The organism is Glaciibacter kafniensis, assembly GCF_039538945.1.
In the GTDB taxonomy this organism is placed as follows: domain Bacteria; phylum Actinomycetota; class Actinomycetes; order Actinomycetales; family Microbacteriaceae; genus Cryobacterium; species Cryobacterium kafniensis.
Genome location: NZ_BAABCN010000002.1, coordinates 1242614 through 1259371 on the forward strand (window position 1 = coordinate 1242614; position 16758 = coordinate 1259371).

The following is a 16758-nucleotide window of genomic DNA, read 5'->3' on the forward strand; positions in this document are numbered from 1 at the left end:
CCAGAACTGAACCGTGCAACGAGAGGGGAAGTCCTTGGCATCGCTCAACCACTTGGATCGGTATCGGCAGGTCGCTCAAATCCTGGCAAAACATGGGCTGGGTTACCTCATCGGCGAGCTGGGGCTCGAGAGGTGGAGAGCTGCTGTGGATGCTGCTCCCGGCGACGCCGGGACCCACCTGACCAATCCCGCGCACTTGCGAGCCGCACTCGAGGAACTCGGACCGACGTTCATCAAGCTGGGACAGCTCTTGTCGACCCGGTCCGACCTTCTCCCGCCCGAATATGTCGCCGAGCTATCCAAATTGCAGTCTGGTGCCCCACCGGTGCCCAGCAAGATCGTGCTTCAGGTGATCAGAACGGAACTCGGCGCCGCGGTCGGAGACCTCTTCGCTGAATTTGATGAGAAGCCATTAGCCAGCGCATCGATCGGCCAGGCGCATGCTGCGGTCTTGAAAGACGGAACCAGGGTTGTGGTAAAAGTTCGTCGTCCCGGGGCAGTAGCGCAGATTCACGAGGACTTGGAAATACTGCAGAACCTCGCCTCCCAGGCAACGGACCGATGGGAGATCGCCGCTGAGTACGACCTCGTCGGTCTCGTGGACCAGTTTGCCACCACCATCCGTGCCGAGCTCGATTACCTGAGAGAAGCGAGAAACGCCGAGCGTTTCGCTGAAAACTTCCGCGGCAGCGAGATTCATATCCCCCAGATCTTCTGGAAGACCACCACATCGAGAGTGCTCACGCTGGAGCGCATCACTGGCGTCAAGGTCGACGACCTACCGGGAATCGACCGAGCCGAGATCGACCGATCGCAGGTCGTCACGCGGGCGGTGGATGCCATCGCCCAGATGGTCTTCGTCGACGGGTTTTTCCACGCAGACCCCCACCCGGGGAATCTGTTCATCGAGGCGGATGGGCGGATCGGCCTGATCGATTTCGGCATGGTTGGCGCGATCGGAGATGAACTACGTGAACATCTTGTTGCCCTCTTAGCAGCTCTGTCGCAGGACGATTCGGAACGGATCACTTCTGCCCTCATCCCGCTCACATCGACGGGCGCACGAATCGATCGCCCTCGACTGCGGAGAGACGTTGCCCATTTCATGACCCTGTACCAAGGAAAACAACTGGGCGATCTGGAGATCGGTCCTCTGATCATTGAGCTGCTGGCGGTCCTGCGGCGTCACAGACTCCAGCTCGACCCGCAGCTTGTCATGCTCGTGCGGATGCTGTCCATGGTCGAAGGCATTGGGGTGCGGCTGGACCCAACGTTCAATCTCGGCGTAGCGATCCGACCGTATGCAACACGATTTGCTGCCGAGCAACTATCACCACGGGCAATTGCGGCCAGAGCTGTCCAGGTCAGCCGTCAGCTCGCCGCACTTGGACTCGAATTACCCGTGAAACTTCGAACCTTGGCCGATTCGATCGGCCCGAACGGCATTGAGATCCATATCGATGCGGCGGAGCTTGAACCTCTGGTGGGGCGGACCGAGAGAATTGGAAACAGGTTGGTCGCCGCGATCATTGCATCCGCGCTCATCGGAGGCATCGGGCAGCTCACCACCAAATCCGATTCACGATGGCGCGCCTGGGGTGGACCGCTGATGAGTGCGGGAGTCGGAGCGATCAGCACGCTCGGCGCGTACCTCGCTCTCACTGCGCGCCGCCACCGACGCAAGCCGTAGCGACTCATGTCCCGCACAAGGCCTTGCACGGCGGTATTGGCTCGTCACGCTCACGATTGCTGTGGGCGTCACCGGGATACTTCTGGCGCTGGGTGGAGCAGGCTGGCTCGTGCAATGGCTGTTCAGTGGATACTCACTCGCGGTCGCCGCGTGGCAGCCCGTCGGGATGGTGAGGGCATAGCTGCGTCGACAATTCGGGCTCGACATCCTCGCCGTGCCAGCCCAGGGCCGCGAGGTTCCCGCGAGTGCCGGCGCACTCATCCAGGAACTTGTCGATCTAGCGACGATCCTCGGGGCCCTCCGGGCGGTAGGCGGTCGGCTCGATCAGCCCAGAGCGGCTGCGAACGCAACCGGGCTGCTGAGTCCGGTGAGCGGAACGCGACAGCCTGCGCGATCAAGAGCTGCGAGAAATCACAACCTTGAGTGCCTTGGTCTCGGCAGCTCGGCCGAACGTGTCGTAGGCGTCCAGCATCTGGTCGAAGGTGAAGTGATGGGTGGCCAGCTTGTCGGCCGGAATTTTCTTCTGCGCCACCAGTTTCAGCAGCATCGCGGTGGTGTTGGCATTGACCAGCCCCATACTGATGTTGATGTTCTGTATCCAGAGCTTCTCGAGGTGCAGCTCCACCGGCTTGCCGTGCACACCGACGTTCGCGACATGCCCGCCCGGCCGAACGATCTCGGTGGCCATAGTGAACGTCTGAGGGATCCCGACCGCCTCGATCGCCACATCCACTCCCGCACCATCGGTGAGGGCCAGCACCTGCTCCTTCCAGTCGGCGGCTCCGGAGAGCACCGTCTCGGTGGCTCCGAATTCCCGGGACTGCTCGAGTCGGTTCTGGTCGAGGTCGATCGCGATGACGGTTGCCGCACCGTAGAGTCCAGCGGTCGCCATCGCGGCCAGGCCAACGGGCCCCGCGCCAATGACTGCGACAACGTCGCCGGGCTTGACCCGACCGTACTGCACGCCGATCTCGAAACCTGTCGGAAGGATGTCGGAGAGCATGACGGCTTCTGCGTCGGGCACACCGTCTGGGAGCTTGTGCAGACTGTTGTCCGCGTAGGGCACCCGCACGTACTCGGCCTGGGTTCCATCGATGAGATGTCCGAAGATCCAGCCGATGCCGGACTGTCCTTCCTCCCCCAGGCAGTGCGAATAGAGTCCGACCGCGCAGTTGGTGCAGTGCCCGCAGGACTTGATACAGGAGATGATCACCCGGTCCCCGACGGCGAGGCTCGTCACCGACGCACCCACCTCGGTCACGGTTCCGACGCCTTCGTGTCCCAGGATGCGGCCGAGCTGCACAGCGGGGACATCCCCCTTGAGAATATGGAGATCGGTGCCGCAGATCGTGGTCGTATCGACCTGCACGATTGCATCCGTTGGATTGACGATCACGGGATCGGGGACATCCGTCCAGGACTTCACGCCGGGTCCGCCGTAGACGAGTGCTTTCATTGTGCGCCCATTTCTTGGTGCTGCCTTGGCCGTCGCGAGCTCGTCGCGCTGTCACCGGCCACCCTATGTCAGGCTCACCGGCCATTGATAGGGCCTTGAGTCCGACACTTCCGGTCGTGTGCGTACTGTTTCGGCTTTCCGTGCCCCTGTCATCTTCGGCCAGGTAGAAAATTGTGGCTCTGTCGCGCGCAATCCTCATAGAGGAAACTAGAGAGCAAAACCTGGTTCGAGTTGGGAGCGCAAATGATCCTCGTCGGGATAGATGGTTCGATGCCCAGTCGGGCGGCCACGAGGTGGAGCGTCCAACGCGCCGCCGCCACAGGCGAGGACGTCATGCTGGCCCATGTCGTCGACGACGAATGGGGCGTCGTGAGCTACCGGCTACTCGACGAGGTGCGTATCGAAGCTGACGCGCTTGTGGCTGCCGAGGCTGCGTTTGCCCGGTCCATCGACCCGCGCGTGACCGTGACCACGACGCTTCGGGAAGGCAACCCGATGTGGGAGCTGATCGCCCTCGCTGAAAACGCGGACCTCGTCGTTGTCGGCACTCACAAGACCGGTTTCGTGCGCGGACGGGTGTTCGGCTCGCGCAGCCTGCAGCTGGCTGGCGGGTCCCCCGCACCGGTCGCAATCATCCCCGAATCTCCCGTGCGGACGCGTCAGGGCGTCATCGTCGGCGTGAACGAGTCGGCGGCATCACTGGCGGCGGTCGCATTCGCAGCCGACGAAGCCCATCATCTTGGCGAGGAGCTGATCATTGTCGGCGCTTGGGCCGCCCAAGACCCGGCCGAAATCGAGACCAGCGAGGTTCGCCGGCGGCAAGCCACCCTCGTCAAATCCCGCATCGAGAGCGTGCTTCTCGACGCGCGGAGTCAGGCCCAGACAGCCCATGGCGATCTCACCATCCAGGCCAGGCAAGTCAACCGGTCTGCGGCAGAGACACTGGTCGACGCCGCAGCGTCGGCGACGCTGCTGGTGATTGGCAGCTCCCGCCGTGAGGCGGCGCCGACCATCCTGGGGCCGGTGGCCCATGACGTCTTAATCAATCTCGCCGCCCCCACCGTCGTCGTGCACGCGGCGGCTGCGCCTCGCGACACCGCTCCTGAGCGCAGTACTGAGAGGACAGCATTGTGAAAGCCGTCATAGTCTACGAGCACGTCCGGGCTCAGACGTGGGGGCAACGGATTGCTGCGTCTCTGGCGTCTCCCAGCTGAACCGTTCGCGTGCCAGTACGTTCTCGTCTGTGACTGACATTTCCCGAGCAGTCAGGAGCGCGCCGCGTTTCTCGGCCTGAGCACGTCACATTGCACCCGGGTGCATGCTCGTACCGGCAAGCAGCGTCGACGGATGAGGCGTATGTTGTCCCCGAAAGAAGTCCTTCACCCGACTGATGGGAGAAGGCTGCGGGGAAGTCATCGGAGGCACAGATGATGAATGCGCTGGAGATTCTGCACCTGGCAGAGAATCCCGGAATCTTCCTCGACTGGGGTCCATTCTCCATTCAGATCGGTAATCTGGTCGTCATCGCACTCATGGTTGTGATGTTCGTTCTCGCCCTGTTCCTGCCGTTTCCCGGCGGAAAGCGGAGGAAATGAACAGCCGCAACGGCCCTGCCCCCGCAGAACCTGAGGATCAACCTCACATGAGCACATGGACGGGGGCCGCGCGTCGTTGGCTTCTGCGTCGACTGCCTCCGGACAAACTCCTTCCGGAGGATCAGCCAAGCTATGTGGCTTCGTGGATTTACGTCTTTGGAATGGCGACCATTGCCGCGCTCGTCTTCATCCTCGTCTCCGGGTTCGTGCTCAGTCTGAATGGCCCGCAGTGGTACCACGTCTCGGCTCTGGGCCACTTCGTCAACAGCGTTCATCTCTGGAGCGTGGAGTTGTTCTTCATGTTCATGGTGGTTCACCTCTGGGGCAAGTTCTGGATGGCCGCCTGGCGCGGCGGGCGAACCCTCACTTGGATCACCGGCGTCGTCGCATTTCTCGTCTCGATTGTCACCGCTTTTACCGGCTACCTTCTGCAGACCAATTTCGATGCGCAATGGATTGCCTTCGAGGCGAAAGACGCCCTCAACGCGACGGGAATCGGAGCCTGGTTCAACGTGGCGAATTTCGGCCAGATCTTCATGTGGCACATCACCTTGTTGCCGCTGGCCGTCGCCGGGGTCGTCGCATTGCACGTTCTACTGGTGCGAATGCATGGGGTCGTGCCTCCGCTCGATGTCGCCGATAGCGACAGTCAGCTCGCGTCGCCCGACGCCGCTCCGTCTGAGACGGATGGTGACCGACCGTGAGCACGACTCCACCGAACGTGTCGGTGCGCAAGCGTAACGATGTGGCGAGCAGGCCCTGGCGCGGGCCAGTACGCAGATACGACCTTTTCAAGGAACTGTCCGTCGGCATTGTTGTTGTCGGCCTCGTGATTGTCGGCCTCTCCGCATTTCTCAGCTCGCCTGACGACCCCAGTGTGACCCTGCGGCAATGGGCGCACAGCGCCCCGGCCGATTTTGTGGCGACGACCACCGCCGAGCTCGGCGGAACCAGCACCACTGCGATGTACGGGCCACCGTACAACTCGACGCCCGACGCAACCCAAACGCTCGGACCGATCGACCTTCAAAGCCTGTCCGGCGTCCGTATTCCAATTGATACCGCCAACGACTTCGTCATCGAGCCGCTGAGCACCTTACCCAGCCCTCCCGTCGCCATCCGTATCTGGAACAGCGCCCCTGAGACGCAGCGCACGACATGGACCTCCGCGTACGCGGCGGCACTCGCTGCCGCACCAAAAAACGATCCGGGCAAGGTTGCGGCCGGCGAGTACGGCCCGGTCCCTGCGCTGACCGGGGCCTTGCTCCAGATGGCCGATGGCGGCGCCCTGGACAACGTCATCCAGGCGCCCGGCGCGTTCTACAACATGGATTACACCCGCGGAATTCTGTTTCTCGGTGATGGAACCTACTTCCCCGGTCTTGCGGATGCTCAGCATCTCACCGGCGACCAGTGGGGAGTGATGAACGAGACGGGTAACTATCCCGGTCAGTCCTGGCTCTGGCTGTTCTCTTTCTGGTATCAGATCGAACCGTTCTCCTCTGCGCCCAACGCTGATCTGCTCGTCGTAGTGATCATGCTCGTGCTCTCTGTTGCGCTGATGCTGGTGCCGTTCATCCCTGGTGTGAGATCGTTGCCCAAATGGATACCGGTACACCGGCTGATCTGGCGGGACTACTACCGGCACAAATAGTGCAGGGGGGACTCTGCATGATGGAGGCCCGCATGAACGCTTCGTTCGCTGAGATAACGCCGGAGGAGCTTGAGCTTCTCAACCGTTACTGGAATGCCGCAAATTACCTTACTGTGGCGCAGATCTATCTCCAGGAGAACGCCTTGCTGCGAGAGCCTCTCACCACAGACCACATCAAACCGCGTCTGCTCGGGCATTGGGGTACGAGCCCCGGCCTCTCTCTGATCTACGTGCACTTGAACCGCCTCATCCAACGAACGGGTGCGCAGGTGCTCTACGTGGCTGGGCCCGGCCATGGTGGGCCCGCGATCGTCGCGAACGTTTACCTCGAGGGCACCTACTCGGAGATCTACCCCGAGGTCAGTAAGGATTCAGCTGGGCTTCGCCGGCTCATTCGCCAGTTCTCGACGCCGGGCGGCATTCCCAGTCATGTGGGACCCCAGACTCCCGGTTCCATCCATGAAGGCGGCGAATTGGGCTATTCGTTGGCGCACGCAACCGGTGCGGCGATGGACAATCCTGATTTGATCGTCGCCTGTGTGGTCGGAGATGGCGAAGCCGAAACCGGCCCACTCGCTGCGTCATGGAAAGCTCCCGCCTTCCTCAACCCCGCGCGCGACGGCGCGGTGATCCCCATCCTTCATCTCAACGGGCACAAGATTTCGGGCCCAACCGTTCTGGGCCGTCAATCAGATTCTGAGGTCGCCGCTCTGCTCGCTGCCCAGGGCTGGAATCCCCTTATCGTCTCCGGCCACGAACCGCTCGTCATGCATGCCGAGTTTGCTGCGGCTCTTGAGCAGGCGTACACCGAGGTTCGTACGATTCAGCAGCAAGCGCGCGAGCACGGCGCGTCCGGCCCCGCACGCTGGCCCGCGATCATTCTGCGTACTCCGAAGGGCTGGACCGGACCGGCCACCGTCGACGGTGTGCAGGTCGAGGGCACATTCCGAGCTCATCAAGTCCCGCTCGCCGGGGTCAGGGAAAGTCCCGCCCACCTGGCACAGCTGGAGGCGTGGATGCGTTCGTATGAGCCAGAGACCTTGTTCGACCGTTCAGGGCGTCTCGTGCCCGAACTTGAAGCCCTCGCGCCACGCGGCAGCCTGCGGATGGGTGCGAGCCCATTCGCGAATGGCGGCCCCGACGTGGCCGACCTCATCCTGCCGCCGATCGATGATTACGCCGTGCACGTCGGGATCCCCGGTTCCACGAAGCATGAGACCACCCGCCCACTCGGCGAGCTACTGCGGGATGTCTATTCCGATACGGCGACCGATCCGCGCTTCAGACTCTTCTGCCCTGACGAAACCAACAGCAACCGCCTGGGGGCTGTCTTCGAAGTCACTGACCGGGCCCTGATGGAGACGGCTCAGGATGGCGGCGAGAAGATCTCACCGGACGGGCGCGTGATGGAAGTTCTCTCTGAGCATCTCTGCCAAGGCTGGCTTGAAGGCTACCTGTTGACCGGGCGACACGGCTTGTTCGCCACCTATGAGGCATTCGCGATGGTCAGCGCCTCCATGACCGTGCAACACGCAAAGTGGCTGCAACATGCGCGAGAGCTCCCCTGGCGCAGACCGGTGCCGAGCCTCAACATCCTGCTCACGTCGACGTGCTGGCGCAACGATCACAATGGCTTCAGCCATCAGGGTCCCGGCCTCATCGACACCGCGCTTTCGCTCTCGGGTTCCGTTGTGCGGGTGTACCTGCCGCCGGACGCGAACACGCTGCTGGCAGCGGCGCAGCATGTGCTCGAAAGTCGCAACTACGTGAACCTGCTCGTCGTCGACAAGCAGTCTCATCCGCAGTATTTGTCGATCGAGGCGGCACGAGTGCATGCTGCGTCGGGTGCGTCGATCTGGGAGTGGGCCGGCAACGAAACCGCATCAGCGCCCACCGATCAACAGCCGGATGAAGAACCAGCCGAGCCGGACATTGTGCTGGCGTGCGCGGGAGATGTGCCCACCGAGGAAACGCTGGCTGCCGCCTGGCTGCTCCAGCGCTATGTTCCCGAATTGAGCGTGCGAGTGGTCAACGTCATGGACCTGCTCGTACTTCCGCCACGCGACGTGCATCCGCACGGCCTCGCCAACGACGCGTTCACACGACTCTTCACTTCGGATCGCCACGTCGTTGTCGCCTGGCACGGGTACGCGCGCGCCTTCCACCAGCTTCTGCACGGGCGGCCAAGCCCCGAGCGATTCCACGTGCGCGGCTATACCGAACAGGGCACGACGACGACCCCGTTCGACATGGTGGTTGTGAACCGGATGAGCCGATTTCACTTGGCGCTGGAGGCCCTTCACCGCGTGTCGGGTCATTTCGATGGCGCCGCTTCCCTCGTCGAACACTGTGAACGGATGCTCCGTCTGCACCACGACCACATCCGCGAGCACCTCGAAGACCTTCCCGAAATTCGCGATTGGGTCTGGACCCCGCCTGACGCCTAGTTGCCGGCTCGGCGTTGCCCGGCGCGAACCTTGCGCGTGCCCGAGGAACTCGCGCCAGCGGCAGGCCAAGCCGAGGACGTTACGCGGGCAGATGGGGCGGCTCGGATGGCCTGGGGTGTGCTGAACCGCGCGGCCCGCCGACTGACGTGGTGGGCGTGGCCGCGTGGTCGTGGGGGCGCTGACGGCTGTTGCGCTGCCTGGGCGAAGAACCAGGCCTTAGCGAACTCGACGACGATCAGATAGATCACGATCATGGCCAGCACGGCGAGAAAGAACGGGGCGGGGAGCGGGTCGAAGCCGAGCACACCCGCCAGCGGCGAGAGCGGAAGGTAGACCCCGATCGCCACGACGCCAAGCGAGGCCACGATCAATCCGGCGGACGGACGACTGCGAAAGAACGGGACTCGGCGAGTTCTGATTGCGAAAATGATCAGTGTCTGCGTCGCAATCGATTCGATGAACCAACCGGCGCGAAATTCTCCAGGAACAGCGTCGAAAACAAAGATCATCAGACCGAACGTTGCGAAGTCGAAGATGGAGCTGATCGGTCCGAACAGCAGCATGAAGCGTCGGATGAACCCGATGTCCCAATGTGACGGCGCGCGAAGCTGTTCCGCGTCGACGCGGTCGCCGGGGATGGCCAGCTGCCCGGCGTCGTAGAGCAGATTATTCAACAGAATCTGGCCTGGCAACATGGGCAAGAAGCTCAAGACGACGGATGCCGTGGCCGCGCTGAACATGTTGCCGAAGTTGCTCGATGTTCCCATCAGCACGTATTTGATGGTGTTCGCAAAGATTCGTCGGCCCTCCATCACCCCCTCGGCCAGAACCCCGAGATCCTTGTCCAAAAGCACGACATCCGCGGCATCCTTCGCGATGTCGGTGGCGCTATCCACCGAGATTCCGATGTCGGCCGAGTGCAGCGCCAGGGCATCATTGACTCCGTCACCGAGAAAGCCGACCGCCCCGCCACTCTGACGCAGAAGCCGGATTAGTCGAGCTTTCTGCTCGGGAGACACGCGGGCGAAGATGCTCGAGTTGCGCGCGGTAACAGCGAGTTCGGCATCCGTCATCGCGTCGACCTGTATGCCAGTGAGAGTTCCGCCCGATACCAGCCCCAGGTCGCCACACACCATTTCGGCCACTCTCGCGTTGTCGCCAGTTGCGATCTTCACCGTGATGCCGAGCGAAGACAGCAGTTCGAGGGATGCCTTGGCATCGGCCTTCGGACGGTCGAGAAAGATCAGAAAACCAGCCAACACCAGATCCCGCTCATCGGCCGGCTCAATGGCAGTCAGCTCGACCGCTGGCGGCTCTATTCGCCTGTCCTGCCGCCAACGGCCTACCCCGCCCCTATTGCCAGTTGCTTTACGTTGGCGACATGGGTGTCCTACTGATCAGCGACCGATGACCTTTGGAGGCGCTGATCCACACGCTTGGATCGCCCATCGCAAGGACGCCAGGGCTGATCGACCTCGGTCACGTCCCGCTGAGTGGTGGAGTTTCTCAACACCGTGCGGGTCAGTGTTTTGATTATGCCGCAGTGAGTTCGGGGAGTGAAACCACCTCCTCGACCGGCTCGACCACGGGAGCGTTCATCGTGAGCAGCGCGGCCATGGAGGCTTCGGAGAGGTAGCGGCGGTCGCCTGCTTCCCACTCGTCGAGCATCATCGCGACCTTCGGATGGGACTTGCCGAGCATGCGGACGACCTCGTCGAACTGGGCGTTCACATGCTCGGCATCGGGCTGCGCGAACGCGGCCTCGACGGCGTGATCAACCACATGGACAAGTGGCACTTCGCCTTCATTGACGCCGAGACCAATGCCTTTGCCCTGGAGCAACTGCAGGCCAGCACCGCTCTGCTGATGGGCCGGCACACCTACGAGGTCCACGCGGACACGTGGCCCGGTCGGGTCGGCGACTATGCCGACAGGATCAACACCATGTCCAAGTACGTCGCCTCGACCACGCTGAGGACGGCCGAGTGGGCAAACACCACCATCCTGGACGGCGACCTGGTAGAGGCAGTCACCACGTTGAAGCAGACACCGGGCGAGGACATCTTGATGCACGGCTACGGCCCGGTCGCCAAGACGCTGCTGGCCCACGGGCTGCTTGACGAACTGCACCTGTGGGTTCACCCCCAGCTCGCCGGAATCGGCGGACCCGGTGACCTGCTGCTCGGCGAGAGCCTGAACACCCGGTTCACCCTCCTGGACGTCCGCCGTCTGACCTCCGGTGTCGTCATCCTCAGCTACCGGGCCAGCTAGATGAACACACGGATCTGGTCAAAAGAATCGACATCCCTGCTGGCTACACCGCACCCTCCAGGCTGGCCCATGTTCCGCTCCCCGGATTGCTGCATCCAGGGTCGCTGCGAGGTTACCGTGACTCCCTGTCCTTCCTCCGCGGCAGTTGGACGGGCGGCCGGCATGAGCAGATCCGCCCACCGTCAACTTGGCTTTCGTGCCATGAAACAAAACCCGCCTCATGAATCTCGAATGGCGTACGGCTATCGGGTAGTAGAGGCGCCTCGCCACTGGAATTGGTCGGTCCGCCTTGCTAGCTTTCAACGCATGGCAATTAAACTCGACGTCGGCGATCGACTCGTCAAGGACGCCGGCCAGGAAGCCCGCAGAACCTGAGTATCGGAGATTTCACTTTTCGCAACCCGAACAAGAAGGGAACTCACCATGAAACTCACCATCAGCCTGCAGATCACCCTCGACGGCGTCGCCCAGGCGAACGGCGGCAACAACGAGGAAATGGACCCCGGATTCACGCGAGGCGGCTGGGCGTTGCCGCTCAACGACGACGAAGCTGTGAAGTACATCCTCCACACATGGCAGAGACCGGACGCGTTCCTGCTTGGCCGGAAGACGTACGGGCTGTTCGAGACGTACTGGGGTGCCCGCAGCGACGATGGCGGCTTCGGCGAGGCGATCAGCTCGAAACCGAAATACCTGGTCTCCACCACCGTGACAGATCCGACGTGGGAACAGACCACGGTCGTCTCCGGCGATGTCACGGCCCGTGTGCGCGAGCTCAAGGCGCAGCCCGGCGGCGAGCTGCTCCTGGTGGGCAGTGCAGCCCTCGCCCGTTGGCTCCTCCAGAACGAGCTGGTGGATGAGTTGAACCTCATCCAGTTCCCGGTGATCGTCGGCGAGGGCCAGCGGCTCTTCCCGCAGAACGGCCTGGACTTTGGGCTGGAACTGCTGGATTCAACTGTGTTCGGCACCGGCATCGTTGCGCTCACCTACCGCGTGGGCGGGCGCCCCGAGTATGCCTGAGCCGGAGGGCCGAGGCCCTGCAGCACACGAGGGCGCCGGACGTGGCTGGCTAGCCTCGGCCGCCGTGGTGCAGGTCAGGATGCCGGCGATACCGGCGACACCGGCGGCCACGCGCAGCCCGTGAAGCACAAACATCCGCAGCGCCTTGAATCGACCGGTGACCGGCCAGGTGGTGACATGATTATCGTCGTTCCATCACGCGGCCGTGGCGACGAACGCATGTACGGCGTCGCGAACCGTCCAGGGTGTCCCCCTCAGGGTTCCGCTTGCGGGCACCTCGCGTCGTCACCTCTCCGGTGGCGGGTTCAGTCATTTGGGCGCCCGTACGACGTCCGGCTTGCGGGCGCAAGTGGACAAGCTGACAGTATAGAACTCATGACAGCCACGGAAAGCGCGCCTGGTCCGGGTCTGGTTCCGGAGATTCTCGTCGATGCTCTCGAGGACAGTTTGGATATGAGCGGAAATGCTTGGTGTGTTAAACATAAAAAACCCCTTGTTTTCCGCGGAAAACAAGGGGTCTGAGGGTGCACCCCCCCGGACTTGAACCGGGAACCCACTGAACCTCGTTCAGCAGTCCGGCCCTCACTCTAAAACTTCAGAGCCCCTTGTATTTACGCGGTTCTCTGTCTTCTGCGAAGAAACTAATATACGGGATCCCACTGGTTGATTCTGATTGAATGCGTGTAATCTCAAGGTTTTCGACACGGTTTTTGATTAGCTAAATTCTTTGTTCACTTGGTCCGAATGCGATGGCTCCGTGCCGGGTCGACCTGATGACCATCGTAGTTCGATAGCAGCTCCCCCACATCCCTCAGCCACTTGCTTATAGCGCGGGCAAAGCGCGGAATTCGACCAGATTTGGAGCAATGCGCGGGGATAAACGCGGGGAGATTGAGCGCTCGATCCGCGCCCCGTCGAACCAACCGAGCAGATCGTGCGCTAGTCCACCAACGTCGGGTAGTAGGAGAATGCTGCCGCCTCAATCGAGTTGCGCGACAGCCGCTTGTTCATCATGCGCGAAACGCTCGTGCTGCCGAGCCTTGATTCGGGGACAAACACGCGCGCGAACGACGGAGAGTCGGGTGTCAGCGTCAATTCCCGCTTGAGCCATTCGAGGAGCCGGTCATTTTGCAAACACCGCTCGTCTACCACTGCGACGAGGATCTCGTCATCATCGTCGTCGAACTCGCTCGGTGGGAGCCACAGCACATCCGCGTTCTCCTCGCGGTCAGGATCGACCCCGACAATGTTCTCGATGAGGAAGCGATCTTCAGCCTGCTTGCGAAAACGCTCACCGTACTTGAAGCCACATTTGATCGGTGGCTCTCCAGCGACACTCACGCCGATTTCGTCCACGCTCTTCCCGACATACTCAACCCGCATACATCGACGTTAGTCAAACCGCGCGCACTGCATTGCCGCAGCTTGTGTCGAACCGGCAGCGTAGTCCATCACGCACTGCCGGTTCGACCCCGAGCCTAGTTGCGCCAGTCAGACGAGACGGCGACGAGGCGATCCCACGCCACCGATGTCATGTGCTCTGCGAACGACTGAGCCTTGTTCTCCCACGCACCACCACCGATGATCGAACGGCGACCGGTCGCGAGATGTGACGCCGCGTTGATGAACGTCTCCCACTCGACCGCTTTCGCGGGGGTGCGAGGCTCAGCGGGGACGCTCCAGGATGCGGGCTCTGCGATCGCCGCGTAGAGCTTGAGCCCGCGCTCGGTGTATTCGCGGATCACTGGAGACTCCTCGGCGAGGGCTTATCCGTTCTCCTCGGTGGGATCATTGGCGAAGTCCGACAAACGCGCTTGCTGGTTTGCTCGCCACCGGAACTGATTCGCGAGACGACCGTAAAGACCGCCCGCTCCGGAACCCGAGCCGTGGTAGACCGTGTACGAGTGCGACGGATCGAACCATCCGTAGATACCCGGCTCGGTGGGGATTTCGCTCTTCTGATCGACGCGAATCCAGCGGAGATCGGTGATCTTTCAGACTGTTTCGAGAGTGAGCCCGTTGACTTCGTACGATGCGACGAGGTCGTTGAACATGGTGAACCAATCTGCTCCTTGCACTGACCCACACGGCGTATCCCTGCGGTGGCTCGACAGCACACGAAGAGTAGCTAGCGCGCCCGACATCGTGCGCGGTCGAGTCAGTAGGTGCCGTACCCGCGATGGAACGCCGCGATGTCGTCAGCGTTGTGGAGAAGCTGCCTCATGAAGTCTGAGCACATTGTGGCGACCGACTCCTTACGCTCGCGCTCATCCCACAGATCGAGGTCTACCAGGTACGGAAGATCCCCGTGGATGATGATGTTTTGCGCCAGCCAATCGTCCGGGGCGAAGACATATCCATCAAGCGGCGGGTACCAGATATCCGAGGCGAGCATCGCTTCGTGAACATCGCGCAACAGCGCTCCGACCGCCTCCGCGTCATCTGCACGAATAGGGCGGTCGGGGCGGAGGTAGCCGACCACTACAGCACCTCGATCGCCGACCTCGATCACCTCGTCGATGAGAATCTGCTCACTACGAACGCCCGCGTCTCGGAGAGCGCGGAGACCGTCAAGGTTGGAGATGCGATTGCCCCAGCCTCCAACCTTGACGACGAGGGTGCGCAGATCACTCCAGATATCGCTTCCCCGTTGAAGATTTACCAGCGGCGCTTCCGGTGTGATCCCATGCGCTCGTAGTGCTTTGGCAATGTCGGCCTTGATCGTCATTACTCCATACTGTCGACCGACGATTCGCGCCGCCCACCGCGACACACGGAAAGACGATTCACACTCACTGACGACGAAGGAGAGTGTCGAACGGCTGAACATCCACTTGGAGAAAACATTGCTAATAGCGACAATGATGGATACTCTCTCTGTTGTCGCTGTTATCAACTCCGACTCGGCGAAAACAAGCCTCTCCCAACCTACTTACGTGCTCACGTCCGGCAGGTCAGGAGAGGCCCGACAGATAGGAACCTACATGAACGACGTACTCACCCTCGACATTGGTGGCATTTCCTCAACGCAAGTCGCGCAGCTGCTTGAAATGGTGCGTGCAATGCGCGCTCCCGAGACTGATCGCCCGGTATTTGAAGACGACGAGCGCTGGCGCAATGCCGAGTCGACCGGCTGGACTCCGGAACACGTCCAAGCTCTGCGTGACAAGCTTGCCTCCCGAGGAAACACGGTGCAGCTCGCGGCATTTGATGAAGCCATTGCGAACGGCGGTTTCCTCTCCCGCGCAGAGCTGTATGACATCGGAGAATACGGCGCCGAACGCAGACTGAATCAATGGTCCACAGCGTTCATAATCATCCAGAAGGAATTGGTCGCCGACCACGCGCTCCCCAAAGACGCCGCTGATGCGATGCTTCCGGATTACGGCCCTGGCACCGGCTACCGCCGGTTGCGCGGATACTCGGTTGCGCCAGAGATCGTACGTCTCGCCCGGGCGTAAGCGCCTTTGAACTGCTGGCCAGCCTGCGTGCTCTCGGCGCAGGGTGGCCAGCATGTCTTCCTGTAGCAGACCCCGGATTGCATCTGGAACCTCCGACAACGGCACGAGTTGCCACCAAAACCAACCGGGCGATCGTATTCGTGCGGCCTTCTTGATCGAGATCGCCGCGTAGCGTTCCGGTCGTCACGAGCAACGCGTGGATGCGCCACGTGCTTTTTTCATGGGCCAGCTACGAACAGATCCATTGAGCAGTCGCAGATGGGTAGGCGTGAGCTTCGCCCATGCGAGCAGTGGTCGTGTTGCCAGAGCCGGAGGACCCGCTGCCCGAGAGCGACGACGGTCTCGGCGGCCTTCATGACGACCGAACCGCAATTGCACCGGTTTGACGGCGCAATTGGATTTTAAATCGACCCAGGGACGGACGGCGCCAGCGCTTAGGATCGCTCCCACAGCAGCAAAACCTCAAAGGTATTCGAATCGCAGCTCGACGCCACTGGATATTGCGTTTGAGTGCCGCCGGGTATTGCCGGTGAGTGCCAGCGGTTCAGCACGCACTCACCGACGTCCGTCACTCCGCGCCAAGAAGTACCCCAAAAGCGGAATTGGCGAATACTGAATGACTTGCCAAGATGATGACAACCAGAAAGGGACGAACGATGGGTGGACGCAACTCTAACGAGCTCCCTTGGATTGCTCGGGCGTTGATGGTCATCGGGCTTGTTGTAGGTCTTCTTGTTTTCTTTAATGTGTGGTCAGGCGGCACGCTACTCCGCTTTTTCGAAGCTGCTACTGCTGTGTCGACTGAGTCTTCTTCGCCTGCCGACATCGCCCCCGAGCCTGTCTTCGAAGCGCCATCTGAAACAGAAATTGACGAGGCGATGCGTGCGCCTTGGGACTGCTACTACGAACCGTCATTCAACGAGGACTGGCATGACGACGTTGTGTGTGTCGATGGCGTTGAATCGTTCCGGCCTCGTCTGCTTCCTGAGTCCGGCTTTGTCACCGAGGATGAGATGCGGGCGGCTGGTGAGGCATACGAGGTTGAGCTAAACGCGGGGCCCTAATGGGGCTACTGCAGCTTCGGTCAACTCGATCACCAGCCCCACGGGTTGGCTATGCAACAGCTTGAGTTTGACGCCGACCCGCGCCAACTCGCGGTGCACA

Annotated in this window: 16 protein-coding genes and 1 pseudogene; 10 read left to right on the forward strand and 7 right to left on the reverse strand. The window is 61.7% G+C overall.

Annotated features, from left to right (window positions below; genetic code table 11):
• Positions 1-34: 34 nt before the first annotated feature.
• Positions 35-1690 (forward strand): ABC1 kinase family protein, encoded by a 1656-nt coding sequence (locus tag ABD791_RS06360; RefSeq protein ID WP_345063548.1) that lies wholly within the window; start codon positions 35-37, stop codon positions 1688-1690.
• A 394-nt stretch (positions 1691-2084) separates the two neighbouring features.
• Here ABD791_RS06360 and ABD791_RS06365 read toward each other — a convergent pair whose 3' ends face one another.
• Positions 2085-3146 (reverse strand): zinc-dependent alcohol dehydrogenase family protein, encoded by a 1062-nt coding sequence (locus ABD791_RS06365; RefSeq protein ID WP_345063551.1) that lies wholly within the window; start codon positions 3144-3146, stop codon positions 2085-2087.
• A 243-nt stretch (positions 3147-3389) separates the two neighbouring features.
• Between ABD791_RS06365 and ABD791_RS06370 the strand changes: the two genes are divergently transcribed.
• From ABD791_RS06370 to ABD791_RS06390, 5 genes are all read left to right on the forward strand, one after another.
• A complete protein-coding gene (locus tag ABD791_RS06370; RefSeq protein WP_345063554.1) occupies positions 3390-4280 on the forward strand; it encodes a universal stress protein in 891 nt (296 codons plus the stop codon).
• Between the two features lie 293 nt (positions 4281-4573).
• Positions 4574-4741, forward strand: a complete 168-nt coding sequence (locus ABD791_RS06375) for a hypothetical protein (protein WP_345063557.1) — start codon at positions 4574-4576, stop codon at positions 4739-4741.
• Positions 4742-4788: 47 nt separating this feature from the next.
• Positions 4789-5445 (forward strand): cytochrome b N-terminal domain-containing protein, encoded by a 657-nt coding sequence (locus tag ABD791_RS06380; protein ID WP_345063560.1) that lies wholly within the window; start codon positions 4789-4791, stop codon positions 5443-5445.
• On the forward strand, positions 5442-6395 hold the full coding sequence (locus ABD791_RS06385; RefSeq protein ID WP_345063562.1) for a hypothetical protein: 954 nt from the start codon (positions 5442-5444) through the stop codon (positions 6393-6395). Before ABD791_RS06380 ends, ABD791_RS06385 begins: the two co-directional genes overlap by 4 nt.
• Positions 6396-6427: 32 nt before the next feature.
• Entirely contained in the window at positions 6428-8842 is a 2415-nt protein-coding gene (locus ABD791_RS06390; RefSeq protein ID WP_345063565.1) for a phosphoketolase family protein, read from the forward strand.
• On the opposite strand, the gene ABD791_RS06395 is transcribed toward ABD791_RS06390, so the two are convergent.
• Positions 8839-10101, reverse strand: a complete 1263-nt coding sequence (locus tag ABD791_RS06395; protein ID WP_345063568.1) for an HAD-IC family P-type ATPase — start codon at positions 10099-10101, stop codon at positions 8839-8841. The two genes, ABD791_RS06390 and ABD791_RS06395, sit on opposite strands and share 4 nt — an antisense overlap.
• 274 nt (positions 10102-10375) lie before the next feature.
• Positions 10376-10603, reverse strand: a pseudogene (locus ABD791_RS06400) (hypothetical protein); the annotation flags it as partial.
• A 21-nt stretch (positions 10604-10624) separates the two neighbouring features.
• Between ABD791_RS06400 and ABD791_RS06405 the strand changes: the two are divergent.
• Positions 10625-11113 carry a dihydrofolate reductase family protein gene (locus ABD791_RS06405; protein ID WP_425562227.1) on the forward strand — a complete coding sequence of 163 codons (489 nt, stop codon included), beginning with the start codon at positions 10625-10627 and terminating at the stop codon, positions 11111-11113.
• Between the two features lie 18 nt (positions 11114-11131).
• Here the strand turns inward: ABD791_RS06405 and ABD791_RS21245 are convergent, their stop codons facing one another.
• Complete coding sequence (locus tag ABD791_RS21245) at positions 11132-11335, reverse strand: NAD(+)--rifampin ADP-ribosyltransferase (protein WP_425562228.1); 204 nt, start codon at positions 11333-11335, stop codon at positions 11132-11134.
• A gap of 201 nt (positions 11336-11536) precedes the next feature.
• On the opposite strand from ABD791_RS21245, the gene ABD791_RS06410 reads away from it, so the two are divergent.
• On the forward strand, positions 11537-12133 hold the full coding sequence (locus ABD791_RS06410; RefSeq protein ID WP_345063572.1) for a dihydrofolate reductase family protein: 597 nt from the start codon (positions 11537-11539) through the stop codon (positions 12131-12133).
• Between the two features lie 939 nt (positions 12134-13072).
• Here ABD791_RS06410 and ABD791_RS06415 read toward each other — a convergent pair.
• From ABD791_RS06415 to ABD791_RS06425, 3 genes are all read right to left on the reverse strand, one after another.
• Entirely contained in the window at positions 13073-13516 is a 444-nt protein-coding gene (locus ABD791_RS06415; protein WP_345063574.1) for a hypothetical protein, read from the reverse strand.
• Between the two features lie 95 nt (positions 13517-13611).
• A complete protein-coding gene (locus ABD791_RS06420; RefSeq protein ID WP_345063577.1) occupies positions 13612-13878 on the reverse strand; it encodes a hypothetical protein in 267 nt (88 codons plus the stop codon).
• Between the two features lie 413 nt (positions 13879-14291).
• Complete coding sequence (locus ABD791_RS06425; RefSeq protein WP_345063579.1) at positions 14292-14861, reverse strand: protein kinase family protein; 570 nt, start codon at positions 14859-14861, stop codon at positions 14292-14294.
• A gap of 256 nt (positions 14862-15117) precedes the next feature.
• Here ABD791_RS06425 and ABD791_RS06430 point away from each other — a divergent pair, with 256 nt between their 5' ends.
• Together ABD791_RS06430 and ABD791_RS06435 are read left to right on the forward strand one after the other, a co-directional pair.
• Positions 15118-15594 (forward strand): hypothetical protein, encoded by a 477-nt coding sequence (locus tag ABD791_RS06430; protein WP_345063581.1) that lies wholly within the window; start codon positions 15118-15120, stop codon positions 15592-15594.
• A gap of 656 nt (positions 15595-16250) precedes the next feature.
• Complete coding sequence (locus tag ABD791_RS06435) at positions 16251-16658, forward strand: hypothetical protein (protein WP_345063583.1); 408 nt, start codon at positions 16251-16253, stop codon at positions 16656-16658.
• Positions 16659-16758 lie beyond the last annotated feature (100 nt).

Bases quoted from the DNA above. Each gene is read 5' to 3' on its own strand.
- ABD791_RS06365 (WP_345063551.1), bottom strand. From the start codon at position 3,146: ATGAAAGCACTCGTCTACGGCGGACCCGGCGTGAAGTCCTGGACGGAT.
- ABD791_RS06370 (WP_345063554.1), top strand. From the start codon at position 3,390: ATGATCCTCGTCGGGATAGATGGTTCGATGCCCAGTCGGGCGGCCACG.
- ABD791_RS06375 (WP_345063557.1), top strand. From the start codon at position 4,574: ATGATGAATGCGCTGGAGATTCTGCACCTGGCAGAGAATCCCGGAATC.
- ABD791_RS06380 (WP_345063560.1), top strand. From the start codon at position 4,789: ATGAGCACATGGACGGGGGCCGCGCGTCGTTGGCTTCTGCGTCGACTG.
- ABD791_RS06390 (WP_345063565.1), top strand. From the start codon at position 6,428: ATGAACGCTTCGTTCGCTGAGATAACGCCGGAGGAGCTTGAGCTTCTC.
- ABD791_RS06405 (WP_425562227.1), top strand. From the start codon at position 10,625: ATGGACAAGTGGCACTTCGCCTTCATTGACGCCGAGACCAATGCCTTT.
- ABD791_RS21245 (WP_425562228.1), bottom strand. From the start codon at position 11,335: ATGAGGCGGGTTTTGTTTCATGGCACGAAAGCCAAGTTGACGGTGGGC.
- ABD791_RS06410 (WP_345063572.1), top strand. From the start codon at position 11,537: ATGAAACTCACCATCAGCCTGCAGATCACCCTCGACGGCGTCGCCCAG.
- ABD791_RS06415 (WP_345063574.1), bottom strand. From the start codon at position 13,516: ATGCGGGTTGAGTATGTCGGGAAGAGCGTGGACGAAATCGGCGTGAGT.
- ABD791_RS06425 (WP_345063579.1), bottom strand. From the start codon at position 14,861: ATGACGATCAAGGCCGACATTGCCAAAGCACTACGAGCGCATGGGATC.
- ABD791_RS06430 (WP_345063581.1), top strand. From the start codon at position 15,118: ATGAACGACGTACTCACCCTCGACATTGGTGGCATTTCCTCAACGCAA.
- ABD791_RS06435 (WP_345063583.1), top strand. From the start codon at position 16,251: ATGGGTGGACGCAACTCTAACGAGCTCCCTTGGATTGCTCGGGCGTTG.